The 18529-nt window shown below is 39.1% G+C and carries 29 protein-coding genes and 1 pseudogene; 22 read left to right on the forward strand and 8 right to left on the reverse strand.

Annotated features, from left to right (window positions below):
- Window positions 1-76: pseudogene (locus tag IQ224_RS13015) on the reverse strand (IS200/IS605 family transposase); the annotation flags it as partial.
- Window positions 77-357: 281 nt separating this feature from the next.
- Between IQ224_RS13015 and IQ224_RS13020 the strand changes: the two are divergent.
- Together IQ224_RS13020 and IQ224_RS24145 are read left to right on the forward strand one after the other, a co-directional pair.
- Entirely contained in the window at window positions 358-1458 is a 1101-nt protein-coding gene (locus tag IQ224_RS13020; protein ID WP_194033041.1) for a tyrosine-type recombinase/integrase, read from the forward strand.
- Window positions 1452-1895, forward strand: a complete 444-nt coding sequence (locus IQ224_RS24145) for a hypothetical protein (protein WP_228036222.1) — start codon at window positions 1452-1454, stop codon at window positions 1893-1895. The genes IQ224_RS13020 and IQ224_RS24145 overlap by 7 nt, the downstream gene beginning before the upstream one ends.
- A 321-nt stretch (window positions 1896-2216) precedes the next feature.
- Here the strand turns inward: IQ224_RS24145 and IQ224_RS13025 are convergent, their stop codons facing one another.
- The 6 genes from IQ224_RS13025 to IQ224_RS13050 form a co-directional block, all read right to left on the reverse strand.
- Entirely contained in the window at window positions 2217-2600 is a 384-nt protein-coding gene (locus IQ224_RS13025) for a hypothetical protein (RefSeq protein ID WP_194033042.1), read from the reverse strand.
- Between the two features lie 327 nt (window positions 2601-2927).
- Entirely contained in the window at window positions 2928-3383 is a 456-nt protein-coding gene (locus tag IQ224_RS13030) for a hypothetical protein (RefSeq protein WP_194033043.1), read from the reverse strand.
- Between the two features lie 133 nt (window positions 3384-3516).
- Window positions 3517-3714 carry a hypothetical protein gene (locus tag IQ224_RS13035; protein ID WP_194033065.1) on the reverse strand — a complete coding sequence of 66 codons (198 nt, stop codon included), beginning with the start codon at window positions 3712-3714 and terminating at the stop codon, window positions 3517-3519.
- 69 nt (window positions 3715-3783) lie between these two features.
- Window positions 3784-3978, reverse strand: a complete 195-nt coding sequence (locus IQ224_RS13040) for a hypothetical protein (RefSeq protein WP_194033044.1) — start codon at window positions 3976-3978, stop codon at window positions 3784-3786.
- A gap of 55 nt (window positions 3979-4033) precedes the next feature.
- Window positions 4034-4408, reverse strand: a complete 375-nt coding sequence (locus tag IQ224_RS13045; protein WP_194033045.1) for a DUF6876 family protein — start codon at window positions 4406-4408, stop codon at window positions 4034-4036.
- A gap of 46 nt (window positions 4409-4454) precedes the next feature.
- Window positions 4455-4778, reverse strand: a complete 324-nt coding sequence (locus IQ224_RS13050; RefSeq protein ID WP_194033046.1) for a hypothetical protein — start codon at window positions 4776-4778, stop codon at window positions 4455-4457.
- A 216-nt stretch (window positions 4779-4994) separates the two neighbouring features.
- On the opposite strand from IQ224_RS13050, the gene IQ224_RS24150 reads away from it, so the two are divergent.
- The 3 genes from IQ224_RS24150 (at window position 4995) to IQ224_RS13060 (ending at window position 6252) form a co-directional block, all read left to right on the forward strand.
- Window positions 4995-5192, forward strand: coding sequence for a hypothetical protein (locus IQ224_RS24150; RefSeq protein ID WP_228036223.1), 198 nt, complete (start codon window positions 4995-4997; stop codon window positions 5190-5192).
- Between the two features lie 49 nt (window positions 5193-5241).
- Window positions 5242-5448, forward strand: a complete 207-nt coding sequence (locus IQ224_RS13055) for a hypothetical protein (RefSeq protein ID WP_194033047.1) — start codon at window positions 5242-5244, stop codon at window positions 5446-5448.
- A gap of 114 nt (window positions 5449-5562) precedes the next feature.
- Window positions 5563-6252 carry a hypothetical protein gene (locus IQ224_RS13060; RefSeq protein ID WP_194033048.1) on the forward strand — a complete coding sequence of 230 codons (690 nt, stop codon included), beginning with the start codon at window positions 5563-5565 and terminating at the stop codon, window positions 6250-6252.
- Between the two features lie 233 nt (window positions 6253-6485).
- Here the strand turns inward: IQ224_RS13060 and IQ224_RS13065 are convergent, their stop codons facing one another.
- Window positions 6486-6680 carry a helix-turn-helix domain-containing protein gene (locus IQ224_RS13065; protein WP_194033049.1) on the reverse strand — a complete coding sequence of 65 codons (195 nt, stop codon included), beginning with the start codon at window positions 6678-6680 and terminating at the stop codon, window positions 6486-6488.
- Window positions 6681-6984: 304 nt separating this feature from the next.
- On the opposite strand from IQ224_RS13065, the gene IQ224_RS13070 reads away from it, so the two are divergent.
- The 17 genes from IQ224_RS13070 to IQ224_RS13145 all read left to right on the forward strand — a co-directional run bounded on the left by IQ224_RS13070 (window position 6985) and on the right by IQ224_RS13145 (window position 18440).
- Window positions 6985-7335 (forward strand): hypothetical protein, encoded by a 351-nt coding sequence (locus IQ224_RS13070; RefSeq protein WP_194033050.1) that lies wholly within the window; start codon window positions 6985-6987, stop codon window positions 7333-7335.
- Window positions 7336-7345: 10 nt separating this feature from the next.
- Window positions 7346-7519: a hypothetical protein gene (locus IQ224_RS13075; protein ID WP_194033051.1), complete on the forward strand. Its 174-nt coding sequence runs from the start codon at window positions 7346-7348 to the stop codon at window positions 7517-7519.
- Between the two features lie 78 nt (window positions 7520-7597).
- Complete coding sequence (locus tag IQ224_RS13080; protein ID WP_194033052.1) at window positions 7598-9994, forward strand: VapE domain-containing protein; 2397 nt, start codon at window positions 7598-7600, stop codon at window positions 9992-9994.
- A complete protein-coding gene (gene xisR, locus IQ224_RS25010; RefSeq protein WP_194033053.1) occupies window positions 9945-10145 on the forward strand; it encodes an excisionase family protein in 201 nt (66 codons plus the stop codon). Before IQ224_RS13080 ends, xisR begins: the two co-directional genes overlap by 50 nt.
- 4 nt (window positions 10146-10149) lie before the next feature.
- Complete coding sequence (locus IQ224_RS13090; protein ID WP_194033054.1) at window positions 10150-10533, forward strand: hypothetical protein; 384 nt, start codon at window positions 10150-10152, stop codon at window positions 10531-10533.
- 173 nt (window positions 10534-10706) lie between these two features.
- On the forward strand, window positions 10707-11711 hold the full coding sequence (locus tag IQ224_RS13095) for a hypothetical protein (RefSeq protein ID WP_194033055.1): 1005 nt from the start codon (window positions 10707-10709) through the stop codon (window positions 11709-11711).
- A gap of 120 nt (window positions 11712-11831) precedes the next feature.
- Entirely contained in the window at window positions 11832-12287 is a 456-nt protein-coding gene (locus IQ224_RS24155; protein WP_228036224.1) for a hypothetical protein, read from the forward strand.
- Window positions 12288-12295: 8 nt separating this feature from the next.
- Entirely contained in the window at window positions 12296-13768 is a 1473-nt protein-coding gene (locus IQ224_RS13100) for a hypothetical protein (RefSeq protein WP_228036225.1), read from the forward strand.
- Between the two features lie 530 nt (window positions 13769-14298).
- A complete protein-coding gene (locus IQ224_RS13105) occupies window positions 14299-14811 on the forward strand; it encodes a hypothetical protein (RefSeq protein WP_194033057.1) in 513 nt (170 codons plus the stop codon).
- Window positions 14812-14823: 12 nt separating this feature from the next.
- A complete protein-coding gene (locus IQ224_RS13110; protein ID WP_194033058.1) occupies window positions 14824-15591 on the forward strand; it encodes a hypothetical protein in 768 nt (255 codons plus the stop codon).
- A gap of 12 nt (window positions 15592-15603) precedes the next feature.
- Entirely contained in the window at window positions 15604-15747 is a 144-nt protein-coding gene (locus IQ224_RS13115; RefSeq protein ID WP_162205138.1) for a hypothetical protein, read from the forward strand.
- On the forward strand, window positions 15747-16133 hold the full coding sequence (locus tag IQ224_RS13120; protein ID WP_194033059.1) for a hypothetical protein: 387 nt from the start codon (window positions 15747-15749) through the stop codon (window positions 16131-16133). Before IQ224_RS13115 ends, IQ224_RS13120 begins: the two co-directional genes overlap by 1 nt.
- Window positions 16130-16342: a hypothetical protein gene (locus IQ224_RS13125; RefSeq protein WP_194033060.1), complete on the forward strand. Its 213-nt coding sequence runs from the start codon at window positions 16130-16132 to the stop codon at window positions 16340-16342. The genes IQ224_RS13120 and IQ224_RS13125 overlap by 4 nt, the downstream gene beginning before the upstream one ends.
- A gap of 37 nt (window positions 16343-16379) precedes the next feature.
- Window positions 16380-16712, forward strand: coding sequence for a hypothetical protein (locus IQ224_RS13130; protein WP_228036226.1), 333 nt, complete (start codon window positions 16380-16382; stop codon window positions 16710-16712).
- Between the two features lie 68 nt (window positions 16713-16780).
- Entirely contained in the window at window positions 16781-17344 is a 564-nt protein-coding gene (locus IQ224_RS13135; protein WP_194033062.1) for a hypothetical protein, read from the forward strand.
- 2 nt (window positions 17345-17346) lie between these two features.
- On the forward strand, window positions 17347-17790 hold the full coding sequence (locus tag IQ224_RS13140) for a hypothetical protein (protein ID WP_194033063.1): 444 nt from the start codon (window positions 17347-17349) through the stop codon (window positions 17788-17790).
- A 5-nt stretch (window positions 17791-17795) separates the two neighbouring features.
- Window positions 17796-18440 carry a hypothetical protein gene (locus IQ224_RS13145; protein WP_194033064.1) on the forward strand — a complete coding sequence of 215 codons (645 nt, stop codon included), beginning with the start codon at window positions 17796-17798 and terminating at the stop codon, window positions 18438-18440.
- Window positions 18441-18529 lie beyond the last annotated feature (89 nt).

An 18529-nucleotide genomic window follows, 5' to 3' on the forward strand; every position in this document is an offset into this window, starting at 1 on the left:
TACGATATTTGGCTGGGAACACTAAATGATATAGCAAAACACTTACATTATGGCTCTTATGGATGTATTCACTCATTTTTCTATTGTACGCCGCGAGCGGCGGGGAATTAGACCCGAAGAGATTAAAGAGGCATCAGATTGGAAATGCCAAGAGTGCGGCCTTGATTGCAAGCGTACAGATGAACCACTTGATCGATCATCTAAAGCGAAACGAACGCTGACGGTGCATCATCAAGATTGCGATCCTTCTAGTAATCACCCCGGCAATTTAATTGCTTTGTGTAGTGCCTGCCATTTGAGGAAACACGCTGGCAGGCGAGGAAATGTGAGCAGAGGCCAATTATCCCTTTTAAAGCCATGACATCACTTACTCGGATTTATCTGATTAAACAAGCGAATGAACGGCTTAAGGCCGCAAGCATTGGAGTTTCCATCGAACTCCGAAACGATCGGCTTTCCCTTCGCGCTACCCTCCCCCCTAAACCGGGAGAATTTGGGAATTTTCATCAGCAACGGATTTGCCTGAAAGTTTATGCTAATTTGGAAGGAATAAAATATGCTGAGAGCGAGGCTCAAATAGTCGGGGGATTATTGGCTCAAAAGCGATTTGACTGGGCGCGATATATTGAGGAGCCCAGTCAACCCCCAGAAACGATCTCTTATTGGATCAAGGCTCTAGAGGATAAATATTTTTCAGAAAGGCCGCGAAATTCAACAACTACGGAGACTTGGAAACATGAATATTTGAAACCATTTTCTTTACTTCCAGAAAATATTTTTTTAAGCGAAGAACGCCTTAAAACCGCTTTGCTTGAATGGACGGATGCAAACACTCGATCACGCCGACGCTATGCCTTAGCTTACTGCAAGATTGCCGATCTTGCCGGTTTGGAACATAGCTTGCGAGATTTAATTGGAGATTATGCTTTTAAGGCTGTATCACCGCGATCCTTGCCTTCTGATGAATTGATTATCAGAAGCTATCAATCAATCTCCGATCAAGCTTGGAGATGGATTTATGGCGTGATGGCTGCTTATGGATTGCGAAATCATGAAGCCTATTTTTTGGATTTTGAAGATTACCCTATCGCCTATATAAATCGGGGCAAAACTAACGAGAGATTCATTTGGCCGCTCTATCCTGAATGGCCTGATCAGTGGGGATTGATCAATATTTCTCGGCCAGATTGCTCTGGGAATACTAATAGTGCTTATGGCAATCTGATCAGCAAGGGCTTTAAAAAACTAAAAATATCTTTCACTCCTTACGATCTCCGGCACTCTTGGGCGCGGCGATCTTTTGATTTTGGGATGGATGTTACTATGGCCTCTAAAATGCTCGGCCATAGCACGAAAATTCACACGGAAATTTATCGCCATTGGATAGATAGAGATTCTTTCAATCGCATTTATCAGCAATTAATCACCAATCCTGATCGTCCTTTACCACCATGCTAAAAGCCAAATATTGGGTCACTTCTGTTTTATTATCAATTATTCTTAATTTAATGTCTTTTATTGGTCACTACATAAGCCAAGCTTTAATGATAGTATTCGATCCATCTGAAGAATGGATTTTATATTATTTTTCCTCTTTAGTCGCGACTCTATTTGTAAATTTTACTATATTATGTTATTTTCACCTTTGGCTAGGAGAAAGAAAAATCAAAATAAATCTTGATTGGCAAAGCGTGAAAAGTGCTTTATTGACCACTTTAATACTTTTTATCTATTACAATACAATCATTTTGATTAATTTTTATTCTAAATATTTTATAAATGTAGATATTGTGGCAAAGTATCATCGCTTAATGCCGATCATGATTATCTATTTTCTTGTTTTTTGTAGCTTTTTTTATTTTCTTTTTGACAATTTTAAATTAATCAGAAAATGATATAATAGGTAAGTTAAAGTTTACAAAGGTCAAGAAGATGAGCGAATTTCAAGAATGGTCTGACAAATTAACAAAAAACAACTGGGGAGATGCGGCATACACTCTACCCTCTGCTGTATTTATAAACGAATATATTTGAAATTTATGATCGATTTTGGAACCATTATAAGGGACTAGATGAATTTTTAGTAACTCCGTGTTATGACTGCCCTCAATCTGCTGGCAAGACAGATAAAAACCTAGTGAGTGATAGTAATTAATTAGCAATAAAAACAAAAATTGCTAAGAAAGATTAATTTTTCTTAGCAATTTTAAACTTAATTAAGCAACTGGAACAATTGATACTATCAGCCACTTAGTAGCAATTTCCTGGGAGATGGGAATCACAGCCGAAAAATAGGATCGATAGGAAATTACTCCTATCTTTCCAATTTCTGTAATTATTTCCAGATTACCCGGAATATATTCAATCTTAGGATCAATAATTCCCAATCGAAGAGTAATCCCATAGGCGAATCTGCTTGGCTTTCTCCGATCAATTGAAGGATATAGCATACATTTCTCGCCAAAAGGATTTTTTAGCTCAGAATTTATTCTGAGATATTCCGATTGCTGGTGATGGTACAAATGCCGTCCCGTGTCGGTGATTTTAATATATTCCCATTGATCGGAAATTTTAGGGATAATCAAACTGAATTGATTCATTTTGAAGATTTCCCCTACTAAAAGCTTCGGGGCATCCCTAATAGGGCTTAAAATTAATTGGAACCCGTAATAATTTTGACAATCATGCCGTCTAAGTCTATTATCAGTTTCAATCCCTAATAGGAATTAAATTAATTATGCCAATAAAGCAATTTTACGTTAATACGGATGTTTTCAATCCCTGATAGGGGTTAGAATCGCTGTATCTCCTTATTAGAGACTGGTATCTGTGCGGTAGTTTTACGAATAATTGTGTTACGAGTTTCAATCCCTAATAGGGGTTAAGATTCATTGTAACACTGATACCTGATAATTGGCAACTGATTATTATTTATTTATTGGGGGAATTTGCTTCAATCCTTTTTTATCGATATGCGATGCACAATGCTCCGCAAAAGATAAGGATTTATCACGAGAATTGATCCACCAATCCATTAATCGAGGAGCCTTAGTTCTGGTGAGGCCTTGTGCAATTACCCGAAAATTACCACGGCAAAAGCACGGGGCCAATTCGATTGTTGTTTGTACTTGATCATCGGTACATTCACATATATAAAATTCAAAATGATCTGTACCTCGCTTATCGCCAGCTTGAGAAAAGATAGTAAAAAGAATTCCTTCCGGAATAGCGATACAGCAATATCCATTATAGCAATAATGCTTATCATTTCTTTCCTCATCAAAATCCTCGGACACTTTCCATTGTTCCAAGCCCTTAACGTAAAATTTGCGCCAAGTGCTTGTATGAGATTCTTGTCCGTGTACAAATTCTATGCTTGCCATGATATGATTCTGATTTTTCCCCTACTAAAATTTTCGGGGGATCCCTAATAGGGCTTAATAGCAAATAATCAATATAACTGATAACTGATAACTGATAACTGATAACCGCTAACTGATAACTGATTACTGATAATTAATCCTCTAATTCCCAATCTGCATAGTCGATATTGTCTCTCCAATCGATTAAATCAGGGATATTGTCCCCATAGCTTAAAGTAATAGCCGGGTAGATTTCATTGAGCAATTCTAGGGCTTGTTTTTTGCTTTTCGCGGGTAGGGTTACTTCAAGTTTTATCTCAAGTATTCCGGTAAATTCTTTGAGTTTTGTCATTTTTTTACTCCTAATATATTTTTGATTTTTACCGATAACTGATAACTGATAACTGATAACCAATTTAACCTAATCTTCTATCTCCCAATCATTTTCGATCAGAAGATCGGTATTATCATTTAATATTTCTATTTTCTGATTTCCATCATTTTCAATTGAGATATTGAGATATAAATCATCGAAAAATGATTCGGCTTCCTTCCGATTTTTGGCCTTGATAGTTACTTCGATAGTAATTGGCATCGTTCCGGTAAATTCTGGCATTTTTACTCCTAAATAATTTAATTCAACGATCTGATAACTGGCAGGCAACTCTTAATTAATATTCACTAGGAAGCATCAAGATACCCTGCGACTGCATATCGCACAAATAAAGTGTGATTTCCAAAAGGGGAAAGTCGGTAAAAGTTATCCTTTGCGTAATTACGGATTCATCTAGATCCCGCTCGCAGATCAGAACTGCTGATTTATCAGAATTGACTTTTAACTTCCAGAATTGAATTAGGCTTAAATCGAAATTATTTTTAATAATTGGATCTTTTTGCCAATTTGAGATACCATCAAGAAGCCAATAAGCCCCAGCGTGATCGGCCAGATACTTTATTCCATCCGTATATCGAAAAGGATACACGGAATTACTATAATATTTTTCCGTGCCGGTGAATTGGCGAAGATTTTCTTCTAATTTATTCATGGTTTCACTCTCCTAATGCCGGCTAATATTAGCCGGCTAAACTACTTTATTGATTCATGATCTTATTTAGAAGCGATTCTAAATCGATCTCTGATTTAGGGGAAGCCGGGGTAGGGATAGGAGTGGCTTGTACCTCTATGGTTTTTTCTGGCAAAAGATCGATTACTACTTTAAGCTGATCTTTCGACATTTCCCCCTGCTCGTAGAGCCGCAAGGCCTGCTCAAGAAATCGCCGGCGATTATCGTCGTAGCGCTGCTTAGCTTCATATTTATCCAGTTCATTGAAAAAGTAGAAAATCCCATCAATCACTTGAGGATTGAATACAGATAAGAAACCTTGAATGATTGGATCGCGTGCTAATGGGTTCATGATGATCTCTTATTAGGTTGTCGTGGTACGGGTGAACTAGATAATGTACTTTATATCTTAGTCCTATACATATAATATATTATATTATTCTGGGTATGTCAATCTACTATATATTATAATATCTTATATGGTTATATAATATAATATAATATATAGCCCATTGACATATACAATATAATATAATATATTATAAATATAGATAAAAGGAGTACACCAATGACAAATATCTCGCTATGCAGCTCTTTAGAGCTTGCAATCAATCAAGCTACAGACTTACTAAATGCTTATCCGGGGATAGGAATAGGAATCCGGGAATCGTCGACCGGTTGGGGTTTTGTTGTCTTTAGCCCTATGGATAATGCAAGTTTTGAACAAGCTACAGGCTTAACAATTAAGTACCAGATACCAGCGTAGTAATCAGTTATCAGTTATCGGCGATTATCAAGTAATTAGGAGTAAAAAAATGATCGAATTTTATTGGGATGGTGAATTAATCTCACGGCATCAAACTAAAGAAGAAGCTTTTGAAAAAGCTTATAAATATCACAAAAAGAATAATTTTAAGTGCCGATTAAGTACAAGTAATTTTCGAGATGCCGACACCGGCAACGATTATGGACTGTTTGCCGAATTTTATTCATGGTTTTATGCCCCATTCTTTTTCTTTTAATTTTTGATAGCGATTCTTTGTTGCGGTTCTTGCCATAAGATAATATAAATATATTATTGTATATTTATATTATCTTATGATATATTATACTATATTATCCTACACTTAAAACTTATGGCGACCGTACAATTTTCACTGACCGCGGCCCAAGTTGAGATATTACAAAGACTCGGGAATCCCGGCGAATCGCTCAATTTAACGGCTAAACGAGTCTTGTCGTCGATATTGGTAAGGGGCAATACTTTAAGCAATATTGATAATGTCGAACCGGACTCGACACTCCCGACACTAGACACAGACCTAACATCAACAGAATGGCAATTGAGACTACTTGACGATCGCATCAAAGCAATAGAGATCGGCATAGAAGCCGATCACTACCCCGATCAAGAGGAATATCGCAGCCAAACGATCGCTGAATTAGAGGAGCGAATCGAAAAGCTTGAGGCCGATAAGCGTGATCAAGATAATCGATTTGGGATTCGCTACGAATCTCTTGAGGAGCGAATCGAAAAGCTTGAGGCCGAGATAGAAATACTTACCACCCTGCAAAAACAACAAACAACGCATAACAACGGCGAATTAGTAATCTTTCTCGCTGACTCAGAGGGAAAGCCGATCCAATTCTGGTCTGGCCAAGTGTGGGTGGACGATCTCGATCTAGCCTATCGATATAAAGCACAGCAGGCTTTGGCCCGCGCCATGGACAAATTGAAAAAACGGAAGCTTCCCGGGAACGGCTCCCCGGGAACGGCTATCGCCTTTGCCCCGATAGAAAATTTGCTTGAAAATGGCAAGTCGTGAAAAAGGTTTCAAAAGCACCGTTGTAACCGTTGTAACCGTTGTAACCCGCACTGTATAAGGGGTGTGGCTTACAACGGTATAATCCCTTTTCTTATAATAAAAAAAAAAAAATAGATTGAAAGCCTTATGTAGCAAGCCTTTTCACCGACAACGCTACCGACAACGCTACCGACAACGCTGCCCAAAAAAAGCGACCCGCAAACGGATCGCCAAGAAGGACAGAAAAATCTTAATTAATTTAAATCATCGGGCAAATCGGCAAACCTTAGCCCAATTTTAGCCATTTCTCGCTCTAGAGCCTTGATCTGAGCAATATTAAGCGAAGGACTTCGCGAGTTTTCCCATCGGGCCACCGAGACTTGATGAGCTTTGATCGCCCTTGCAAATTCCTCCTGAGTCATTCCTAATGCTTGTCTGATTTGCTTCAAAATATTTTTTTGAGGATCTATCTTGACTTTTGAGAACGCTTCCATTATACAATAGTTATAACCAATGGTTATAAGTGAGCCATGTGGAAACTAGGCGATTATTCCCTGACCAAGAACGCGATCGCCTAATTCTTTAATCTCCTGTGGATGGTAGTCCGAGGGGGATTAAGTCAATTCTAATCGAAGTTAATCGAAGTTAATCAAAGTTAAAGGGGGGTAATAGCTATGGCTTGTTAATGCTTATTGGGTTCGTGATTTTCTCCTACGTATATGTGTTGGGCGGATTTCCGCCCTCTTTTTCACCATGAAAGGAAAAATTTTAGAATTTAGGATCGGGGGATTACTAATAACTATAGAAAGCTTCGATCATTTATTTTTATTTTCGTGCGATGGAAGCTTTTGGCAAAAGCTTTGCGCGATTGGCCTAGGCGGGATTTGGGATGGACAATACTTCTTTTTTCCTTCTCATCAAGCATTGATCCATTTTTGCTTTTTGAATGGATTCTTTGATTTTCTTGATAGCCATTTGTACGAATTTGAGTATCAAATGGAACGTGCTAGAGCTAGAATGCGGCCTCCCCCTCTTTCTTTTTCTCTAAGTGATTTTAAGCCAATAGAATTATCCGATGATGAATTAAATGCAATCCCTTTTTAGTAGAGGTAAAATGCCTAAAAAACCGATGATCGAGCGAGAAGATGAAGCCTATAATCTCCGGAGAGGCTTGGAAGCGAAGAGAGAGCGTGAGCGCTCATTAAAAAATTTTGAGCGCGTCAAACAACATCAAGAATATGTAGCGCGGCATGGCCGCACTTGGCTAAATCATTCTCACAAACACTAGAGCAGCAGAAAGCCCTTGCAGGTTATGGGGCAAGGGCTTTCATCCGTCTTTCATTCACATTCACCTCTTTATAATACCATGAATACTTTATATCCGCAATCTCTTCTCGAAAAACTTCCTGATGATCGGCATTTGAATGAATGGCTTAATTCGGGCGTATCACCCGAAATAATTGCATCTAATGTGATCTCATGCAGTGGCGATAATGCCTACGAGCGCCTGCTTTATGGGCTTGATAAATCCGAGCGAACTAATTCGGGCCGGCTCCGGGAAAAATGGCTTAAGCGATACGACCATCTAGATCACGGTGGCTGGTGGTGTGGTGGGATCGATCTGATCACCCTTGAAGATTCCCAATGGGGATGCTTCAAGCCGGATCGCCCGAAGCTTAATCAAGGCAAGGCTTTAAAATATGAGGCTCCCCCCAATTGCCGCTCTGGGATTTTTGCCTTGAAAGTAGAGGGGAAAGCCTTGGAAAAATTTCCCGAATGCCCAAAAGATAAGCAATTTTGGGAGTGGGTAATAGAGAATCCTATCCCGATAGTAATTACTGAAGGGGCTAAAAAGGCCGCGGCCATTCTTAGTCAGGGGCGCGTAGCGATCGCCCTATCGGGAATTTACAATTTTTCCGATGATGGCCTGCTTAAGCCAGAAATCTACAAGCTAATTCGTCCCGGAAGGGAATTTGTGATCGCTTTTGATCAAGATAAGCGGTGGCACATTCGCAATAATGTCACTGCGGCCTTAAAAAAGCTGGCCGAGCAGCTTCAGGATTATGGGGCGCAGGTTTCCGTGGCGCAATGGGAATTCGAGGATGGGAAAGGCATCGATGATTTTATCGCTCTCAATGGCCCGGGAGAATTTTCTAAATTAATCGAAAATCGGCTAGAGATAGCTGAATACTTAGAGAATCACGGACAGCCTTACCATTGCCAAAAATTGGATCAATTTGCTAAATTTCTCGATACTCAGATCAAAAATCTAGAATATAATCTTTTGACCGAACGGATCGAATGGGAAGGTAAGCCTATAGAGCTATCCGGTGAGCTGCAATTTCGATTACTTCATGAATACAATGTGATCGCAAGCGAAAAAATGATCATCAATGGCTTTCTCTACAAAGCGAAACAGAATGCTTACCATCCAGTACGCCGATATTTAGAGGGATTAAGCAATCTTTCTCCGATAAGTATAGATGGTCTTTCTCGGCGATACTTCGGCACTGTTGATCCTTTCTATGATTTATTGGTAAAGAAATGGCTGATCGGAGCCGTGGCGAGGATTTTTGAGCCTGGATGTCAGTTCGATAATGCCCTGATTTTGCAAGGGGAGCAATGGGCCGGGAAATCTCAATTTTTTAAGATTCTTGGTGGGAAATGGTTCGATGATTCGTTTGGGTCGAATTTAGAATCGGCAAAGTCTTTAATGACTCTTCATCAGGGCTGGATCCAAGAATGGCCGGAATTCGATAAGATCACTGGAAAGCAAGATTTTAACGCAATCAAGGCCTTTTTGACGAGACAAAGTGACAACTTTGTAAGGCAGTACGGCCGAGAATCAATTGACCATCCTCGGATGTCGGTGATGGCCGGCTCGATCAATCCTTCCGCTTTCCTGAAAGATGCCACCGGAGATCGTCGATTCTGGGTAATTCCTTTGGCAAAGGGTTGGATCGTGCCGACCGAACAGCTTCGGTCCGAGAGAGATCAGATATGGGCCGCAGCCGTGGCCGCTTATCGGGACGGGGAAAGCCGATATCTTTCCCGTGAGCAATACGAAATTCATAAAAAAGTGAATGAGCAGTTCAGAGATAGCGATATTTGGCTATCTACCATTGAAAATTGGCTCCTTGATCGAGAAATACAGCGATTTTCAATCGAGAGAATATTGCTTGAGTGCTTAGGCTTCACTCTTGATAAGATAGATACTAAGAGTCGTAATCGCATTCGGGATTGCTTGATTTCTCTTGGCTGCACGGCGTTGGGGAGCCGTCGGGAATCAGAATATGATGGGAAAGCCCGTCGGGTCTGGCAATCCCCCGAAAAATTCCCTTGTGAAACAGAAGAGTCTGACAACGCTGACAACGGTAGCAACGGTAGCGACAACGGTAGCGTTGTAGCCCAGAACCCAGTCCCAGAGCGGATTACAACGGTGACAACGCTTGACAACGGCAAAAAAGCAAACTTTTTTCAATCTAAAAAAAACAAGGGCAAAATTCCTGATCCTGATCCTGTAGAGGAAGCCGAGGAATCCTACGAGGCTGGCCTCATTCGCGAGATTGGCTCGATCTTTGATCGATTGGAATGGGATAAGGGAAAACGATCAGATTTTTTGATTACCCGATATGGGGGGGGGGATTTAGAGAGATTATCTCGATCAGATTTGATTGATGCTGCAGATTTATTGATTAAAATAGAGGAAAAAAGTGGAACAACTAACAGCAACCGACTGGAAAACAACAAAGCAAATCGCTGAAAATTTAGGTATATCTAGGTACAAGGTGCTAGAATGGATTCGCTCCGGAGTATTTCAGTCTGGTGTGCATTATCGAAATATTTCTTTCGATAAAAATCGACCGACTTACAGGTTTGATCTAGAAAAAATTAATCAATTATTTGAGGGCTAATAATATGGGTGTACCACCGAATTTTTTAGGAAGCAATACTCAATCTGGCTTAGGGAGTGCAATCACACTATCTCCCACTAAGCGGTATTTAGTAATTGATTGGGAAGATGTGGATCAGGCTATTAATTCGGAATCCGCGACTCCTGATAATTTAGAAGATTGGATAGCGGCGATCAATTATGCGCTGGCCGATAAATCTCTGGCAGATACCAATCCCCAGACGGGGGGAAAAATTACACCAGGCCGCCGCTTTGTGGTTCAGGTGAATGGGAAAGGATTAGATAATGGGATTTTTGAATCAGGTGTAGATTTAGTGGCTTATCAGATCACCACCACCATCTACGCCCCCGATTCTTCTCCCGCACGCCCTCCGGCGACTAATCTCTAATGCTTGCTTTTGTCGCCCCCCCACTAGCTCCCTACATTCCCCCTCTCCGACTCCCCCCCCTGCGGGGGCCGGTAACTTCTCCCTATCGGCCGCCCGTGACAAATCGGCCGCCGGGGACTCAACCCGCGCCCATCTATCAGCCGCCTGATTTCTTGCCGCCTACAGGATTGGATATGAAAGGGGAAGTTTGCATTTTTGCCAATACTCCTATTTGGGAGCCGAAAAAAATTAGATACAGGTATCCGGGGGAAGCTTGGCAAGAAATTGCGGGGGAATCCTATCTAATTGATTTATTACCTATTTTAGGAGGGGATTACCCTACCACATGGTTGGTCAAACTCGGCGATTTGATCGTAGATTTCTCTTTGAGAGTTTTTTCTTTTTATGATTGTAGCGGAAATTCAAGTGTTGTTCATACGAAATATGTAAATACCTGGCCAGCCCAATTCGTCGGGACTGTTTTATCGATACGATGGATGTTTGGGGAAGCAGGGGGGCCTGGTGGGGGTAGTGTTTTTGATTGTGGAAATGGACTTTTCGGAGTGCCCCCCACAATCTGGATCAGTATAATTTATAAAGATACTAATAATAATATTCGCGAAGCGGGTATCAGTGATTATGCCGCAATTATTAAGCCTCCTGGTAATATAAGAAGCTGGAAAATGATCAGCAGAAGCTTTAAAATTCATTTTACGGACATAACTCGCCCCGATGATCCGCCTAAATATCAATGCCAATTTACAGTATTTGATGTTTTTAATCAAGTAATCTCGAATATTATTCGAGATGATTGCCCTGAAGTAATCGTAGTTCCAGAGCGATGCTACTACAAAGCTGAAAACGAACGGCTGGTCGCAAAAATATTTCAATCTTTCCTAGATCCGCCTTTGCGGATCGAGTATCAAGGGAATTGTGCTACGGTTTGGAAAGATTCTTGGCCGCTCTCTTATTTTCCTTTGATGATTTACAAAGAGTGTACGGATAATCCTAATTGTCCTCCGCCCCGAATTCGCCTAGATAATAAAAAATGCAAGGAAGAATGCCGGCAATGTCCCCCGGGAACGGCAATTAAAGTATTATTAGGAGGGAATATAGCTTGCGTTGATGCTTTTGGCTGCATTATAAAAGAAATCAAATTTAAACCAGGATGTAATAGTTATGACTGCATTTGCGGCTAATTTTATTCCTTTATTCATGATCAATTATCTAATTTGCTTTGAAAAGCAATCTATGAAAGAATTAATCGGATATACTTTACTCCAGCTTTATATTTTGTTTCTATTGAATTATGGCTAATTGTGTGTTTCGAGGTCCAAAAGGCGATCCTGGTCAGCCCGGCCGCGACGGGAGGCCTGGGAACGACGGGAGACCTGGGAACGACGGCCGCGACGGGAAACCGGGAAAAGACGGGAAAGAAGGAAAACAAGGCCGCGACGGGAAACCGGGAAAAGACGGGAAAGAAGGAAAACAAGGCCGCGACGGGAAACCGGGAAACGACGGAAAACCCGGGAAAGACGGAAAGCCGGGAAATGACGGAAAACCCGGAAAAGACGGGAAGCCGGGAAATGACGGAAAACCCGGAAAAGACGGGAAACCGGGTAGAGATGGCCGCGACGGGAAACCCGGGAAAGACGGGAGTCCCGGTAGAGACGGTCGCGACGGCCTTCGCGGCGAAAAAGGAGAAAAAGGAGAGCCTCAAAATCCTATTACTTGCAGTTTATCTTTACTTTTTAATCCAAAAACTTGCATTCTGACAGCAAAGATGCGAATTGATAAATGCTCAATTATTGCTAATGTGAATATGATTTGCGATATACAAAGAATAATTGATGAAATTCAAATTACAAGCCGCGCGATTAGCTTGCAAGCAAGTAATAATCATACTCAAAGTATTGGTAAATCTCAAGAAATCTTAAACGAAATTTTGAAGCTCGATTTCGATTGCGACACCGCTCCCATTTCAAATACACTTAATTTAATAAATAATAATCTCAATTATCAAATTAATCCTACTCTTAATTTGATAAATAATAATGTCAATGCTAATCTCAATTTAACTAATCAAATTAATCCTACTCTTAATTTGATAAATAATAATGTCAATGCTAATCTCAATTTAACTAATCAAATTAATCCTAAAATTGATATAGTTAATACAAATGTTATTGATGTAAAATCCACGGTTGTTACTGCTAATCAAAATATTTTATCGGTAAAAACTGATTTATCACTTGTTTCTCAAAAAGTAATAAATTTGATTAATAGTGTCTCTCAAATTAGCACTACTATTAATTCTCTTGTTTTTTCTATTTCAAATCTTCAATCTACAGTTAATAGCATTAGTTTAAGTATTTCTAATCTTAATAATTTAGTCGCAACTATTCAAACTAATTTAAATTTAGTTTTAAACGCGACCGCAACTATATCAACTAATGTAAATTTAGTTTTGAATTTAGTAGCAATTATTGATCTTAATGTTAAAAATATCAAGCAATGCTGCGAAGATATTAAGGATATATTAGAAGAGGAACCCGAACCCCTTCCAGAATTTGATTTTATCGATATTATCTGCATTGATTGCACCGATCCAGATGGGCCGGATTGTCCCCCCGATGCCACGCCAGAAGAAAAAGAGAGAGGATATCGAGAAAGAGAAATTAGTCTCGATGATCCGATGGAAGCTTTGCAGTTGATTAATGATCAAGTGGCATTATTACAGCGAAAAATTTGCCCTGCGGATGATGATCAGGATTGCATGGTATTGCTTCCTGATCCTTCCCTTCCCCTCACCACTAGAGGGCATTATTTGTTATTTTCTTGGGTATTAGAAGAAAATCCTAAAGTTTCCGCTTACCAGAATCATACCCAATTGCGAAATCCTATAGATGCCTTGCGAGTTGCCGGTAATCATTGGAATCAATACTTTGAGCCAATTTATAAAATCATCGGCAAACAATTCGGTAGCTATTTTTCCGAGCAACCTGCCAAACGGCCTTTAATTGAAGGATGGTTTTTAGATGTTGCCGAGGCTAATAGATTTTTTAATCAAATGCGAATTTTAACTAAAGATACGCCTAGAGAAAACGACAATCCTCGATTCCCTATGATTACTAATAGCACTGTCCCAATTGTCAATGTAGGCAAAAAAATAATCCTTAGAAAAGTCTGTTATGGATATTATGATGAGGGGGATTTTAAAAAAGTGCATTCTTGGCACAGACCTAAAAATGTCTAAACGAACGCGAAATAAGAACGGCTATCATTCATACGGGGGGAAATATGCCCATCCTTTCGGGACAAAAAGAAAATCCATTTTTGCCCATCGAACGCATCAACGAGACATCAGCAATCCCCACGGCGTGACTGTGTGGACACCTATTAAGGATTATCAAGCTTCTAGATTTGTGACTTACAAGCAGGTCACTTATTTCGCTCGAAGGAAGTGGATTGCAGTGACTTCCTGTAAAAGTAGGCTATATGTCTGTGAGATATGCCCCGATCAGATAAATTATCACTTAGAATTTGGTTGTGTGTAGTAACAGTATATACCCTTACTGTTGCCTAGCGTTTGCCCTTTTGTGAAAAAGCTACTAAGCTAAAAGTATCGAGAGGCAAGCAACCATGATCTTTTTGCAGGGTAATTCCAATCAATCCTACAATCCCAATTCTGTATTAATCCCTTTAACCTCTTTAAAAGAGTATGGATTTAACGAACCAAATTGGGAAGATAGCCCCAGAAATCGTCAAAAGGCTATTTTAGCGGTTTTGAAAATGATTTGCGCTACTCCTTTTGTCCCACAAATTCTGGGATTAGAAAAGCCTGCGAAGCCTTCTCAATCTACCCCTTACCCTAATATTATCAATACTACTTATGCGTTGACCCACATCCTACAGGGGGATCTGCTGAAAAATACCATCTCAGATATCCCCCTTCCCTCTACTGGAATAGGAGGAATAAGATTAGAAGAAATATTCGGGAAAGCATCAAAAAATAATAATAATTTGATTATTCCTTTTGAAGATATTTATCCAGAAGGCTATCAAATTAGCGAAGATAATCGATCCTTTTTTAGTGCTTTTTTCCGATATTTAATCTATGGCGAAGATATTCCTATCCGATCCGCTTCTATCCCTTCGGCGGTAATTAAAAAATCTGCCAGCAATGCCACAATAGATGATTTCGGAAATAGAAAAGTGAAAATTAAAATTACTTATTCTATCACTTTTCAGCAAATCATTACTCAGTCAGATCATCTTGATTTAAATTTTATTAGTTGAGGTATTTTTTTAATGGCTTCAGTCAATTTTCAGCGAATGATCGGTACGTACACAGATGATTTCGGAAATACCTATCCAAATGTAAATGTCAAGTTCGGCGCGAATGTACCTGCTGCTGTAATACAGCAATTGTATGCCGCAAGAACCGCAGAGGTGAATTGTGGGGCAGTGAAATTATTCAGTCCCCGGAGCTTAGTAGCTATTTTTCAAAATGGCACTACTCATAAATTCCCTTTAGCCACTCGCGATACTGCTGATATTGAAGAAGCGGTGATCTTATTGAAAGATAATGATGCAGCCTGTATTGATTTGGAAGGAGAATCTTGGAGTTTGGTTCCCTCTACTTTTTTCTCAGGGGCCAATTTTAGATCCACTCCCTGGACCGATATCCCAGATGCGAAAGTGCAGCAATCCGTTTCGTTTGACTACACTCCAGATATTCAAAGTTCTGGAACGATCCGCCTGACGACCACCATGGAAACCAACCCAACCGCTTTAAACGCTTGCCAGAAAAGTGGATTGACCAGCCCAGAAGTAATAGGCGGTGGAATTTGTTCGGGACGATCTTTAGGAGTTACTCCTCGCAGATTCAAAATCCAAGCCCTTTCCACAAAATCCGGCGATCCAGCAGGCACGGAGCGAAGAGTCGCCCGCCAAGCAATAATCTCAGCTAAGGGCGGTAGCGAAATCAAAGGGAAAATTACCGGTATTGCTCCCTGCGCTTATTGCGTAGGATATGAGGGCGAATCAGTCAAAAATGTTCATTTGCTTTTTAATTAATTAGTAAATGAAATGGAATCATTATCGGATCGAGAAAAGATAAAAATGCTTGAAGAAGAAAATGATCAATTGCGATCTGATCTTAAAAAAGCTCAACAAGAAATTTCTGTTTTAGAGCGACAGAAATACAAAGGATTGTACGGTGCTGATAGTTAATGGCAATCTATAAAGGTAATTACCAAAGTGATTTAGGCATTACCTTTGCCTCTATTAAGTTGGAGGTTTTTAGCGTCATCGATGGCAATAAATCTAATACCAGCGAAGCTTTTGATGCTAATTATCTACCTGAAATTTATAAATCTCACACTGAAATCGTCCCTCTACGATTTAATTTATGCGATTTTCCTTTAGGTAGGCAAAGGTATGCCAAATTATTTTATAATTCTATTGATTACCTTCGCGTTGATTTACCTTTTAGCCCTGGGAGTAACAATTATGAGCAATTTTTCACGGATACTTTTGCTAATATTTTAATCATTTCGGTAGGGTTAGAGGGTGAGTTGATTTCTAATGATTTTTATCTTAGGAGGTTTACAGAATGAAGATTATTTTAATTGAAGGAATGATTAAATTTTCGCTAATTATCGTTGATAGGCGCAAATTAGATGATGTTACAGAGGCTTTGATGAATCTTTCTTCCGAGGACATTCTCGATTCTTTACCTTCGGGGGCAATTATTAAAGATTTTGAATTAAATCAAGAAAGCCGCGAAGTATCTATGAATATAAATGTCGAAGAAACCACCAGCTAGTTATCGTAAAGTAAAGCGAGTCGCGTTGCTTTACGATATGGATTTATCTAATAAGCAGACATTAATTCGAGTCGATTTGATCATTCAAAGTGCCGATTCTATTACCACTCCTGTAGTTTCGCTTTACGAAGCTAGATTTACTCAGGATAATCCTAATGCTTTGGCTGCTAGAGGTTTCGATCCGCGTCAGTTATTGGCGTGTTTTGAAATTCCACCAAATAAAATAGTAAATAGAACTATTTTTAATCCATACAGACCATTGCATTCTAATCACAAAGGATTAATTAATGAATTGTACAATTTATCAGAAATTAAAGCTTTAAAATACACAGGAGAAAGCCATGAAAGAGATTACCAGCGATTTAATTGATTTTTTAATTCAATTAAAGAAAAAGCTAATTTTCCTATTTGTGCATCAAAATATGTCAACGGAGAGCCGTGGAAACTATAGTAATTTTTGATGGAAATGTACCCAGCAATCAAGTCCTTAAATCCAATCCTTTTAAAAGAGGGCAATCTTTGATTTTTGATTCGCCGGGATTGCCAAGCGATGAATCTATAGAATTTGGATTGTCCGTAGTTGGATCATTCCCTCTAATAGGATCATTGAATCAGGAAAAAGTCTTACCAGTGACTTTTTTAGATGGCAAATTTAATTTATTGGGAGATACTTCTTTAATTGCCTATATTCCTCGCGAAATTTCCGAGGCAGAGATTGAGTGCTTTTGCTACCTTCACAGTGCTTTACCTTTTAATCTTAGAATTTATGTAATTACAAGCGAAATCACGCAAGAAAAAATTTATAATACTATTAAAGAATTTCAATTGAGAGAGGCAATATCGGATACAGCACTGATAATCAATGAGATTAATCAAAATGCAGCTGTCGCTTTACTGGGAGCATCTCTCGGACCATTAACTTTAGGGACTTCTCTCGCGATTGAGGCTCCTTTATTAACTGGAACTTCTGTACTTACCCCGCTATTAATGGGAGGATTATAATAATGGAAAAATCGACAATTCAAGCTGGAGTTGTATCACTCCAAAGTTTTCAACAAGATGGAGTTCATCGGCATTCAGCACCGATGGAAAGTTACTACTCTCTTTTCTTTAAGGGTGCTTTAGCCCCAAATCAATCAATCAGTTTTGAAATTTTAGTAAGTTTGCAATTAATTTCATTGCTAATTGGATCTTCCGATAATACAGTATCATCGGGAAAAATTACTATTTCGATCATAAATACGGAAGATATTATTACCTCTCAATTTGAAATTCCGTTTACTGATACCGATCCTTCATCCGGAGCAGTGACATCAGCAGAATTCCCTTTTATGGTAATTAATCCTAAGTGGAGAGTAGAAGTCAAGACTAATTTTAATGCTAATTACATTCAGCTTTGGGCGAAACAAGTATTTCTCGAAGCAAGAATATTAGGGCAAAGAGTTTAATCAAAATGCCAGAAAAAGATTTAATCGCATTAGGAGCTTTCATTTTAAGCCTAATCTTAGCTTTGAGCGCCTTTATCTATTGGTTGGTCAATGTTAGTTACAAAATTAATAGATTCATTTTTGAATTAAAAAGCGGCGTTGATGAGATTAAGGAACACTCCAAACAATACGACAACTATTTTCGTGATTTAAAACAGCTAATAGCTATTTTAAATAGAAGATTAGATTATTTGAAGCACATAATCACCCTTGAGTATCCCCAATATTTTAAAAAAAAAATGATGAAACAGAAACAAGTGACTAGAAAAGCATCTTCGGGTATTTTTTTGCTATTCTGGATCGACAATTCAGGCGAAATACTTCCAGACAGCTTAATTACTTTAGATTTTAATCCAATAATCAAAGCAGCAAATTTGGTTAAAAATTTCGCAATTTGCCATTATCAGGCACGCCCTAAAGGATTAAGAAGATGGGGAATTTTTTACGATGATGATTATTTTTCGGTAGAAAAAATTAATTCGTCAATTCCCTACGAATCAATTTTATTAGATGAATCAAATCTCACTTTTCCCCCTAATGCTACGTTAATCCATCGAAACTGCCAATTAATTCTTAATCAATCTGAGGCTACTCTTAGATCAATTTCTTAAATTAGTTTTTTCTGGGCAGCTTCCGTGACCGGAGGCTGTTTTCTTTATATCTATATACTATATACTATATACTATATACTATATACTAT

Origin of the sequence: Microcystis sp. LEGE 00066 (genome assembly GCF_015207925.1) — a bacterium.
Classification (GTDB): Bacteria; Cyanobacteriota; Cyanobacteriia; order Cyanobacteriales; family Microcystaceae; genus Microcystis; species Microcystis ichthyoblabe_A.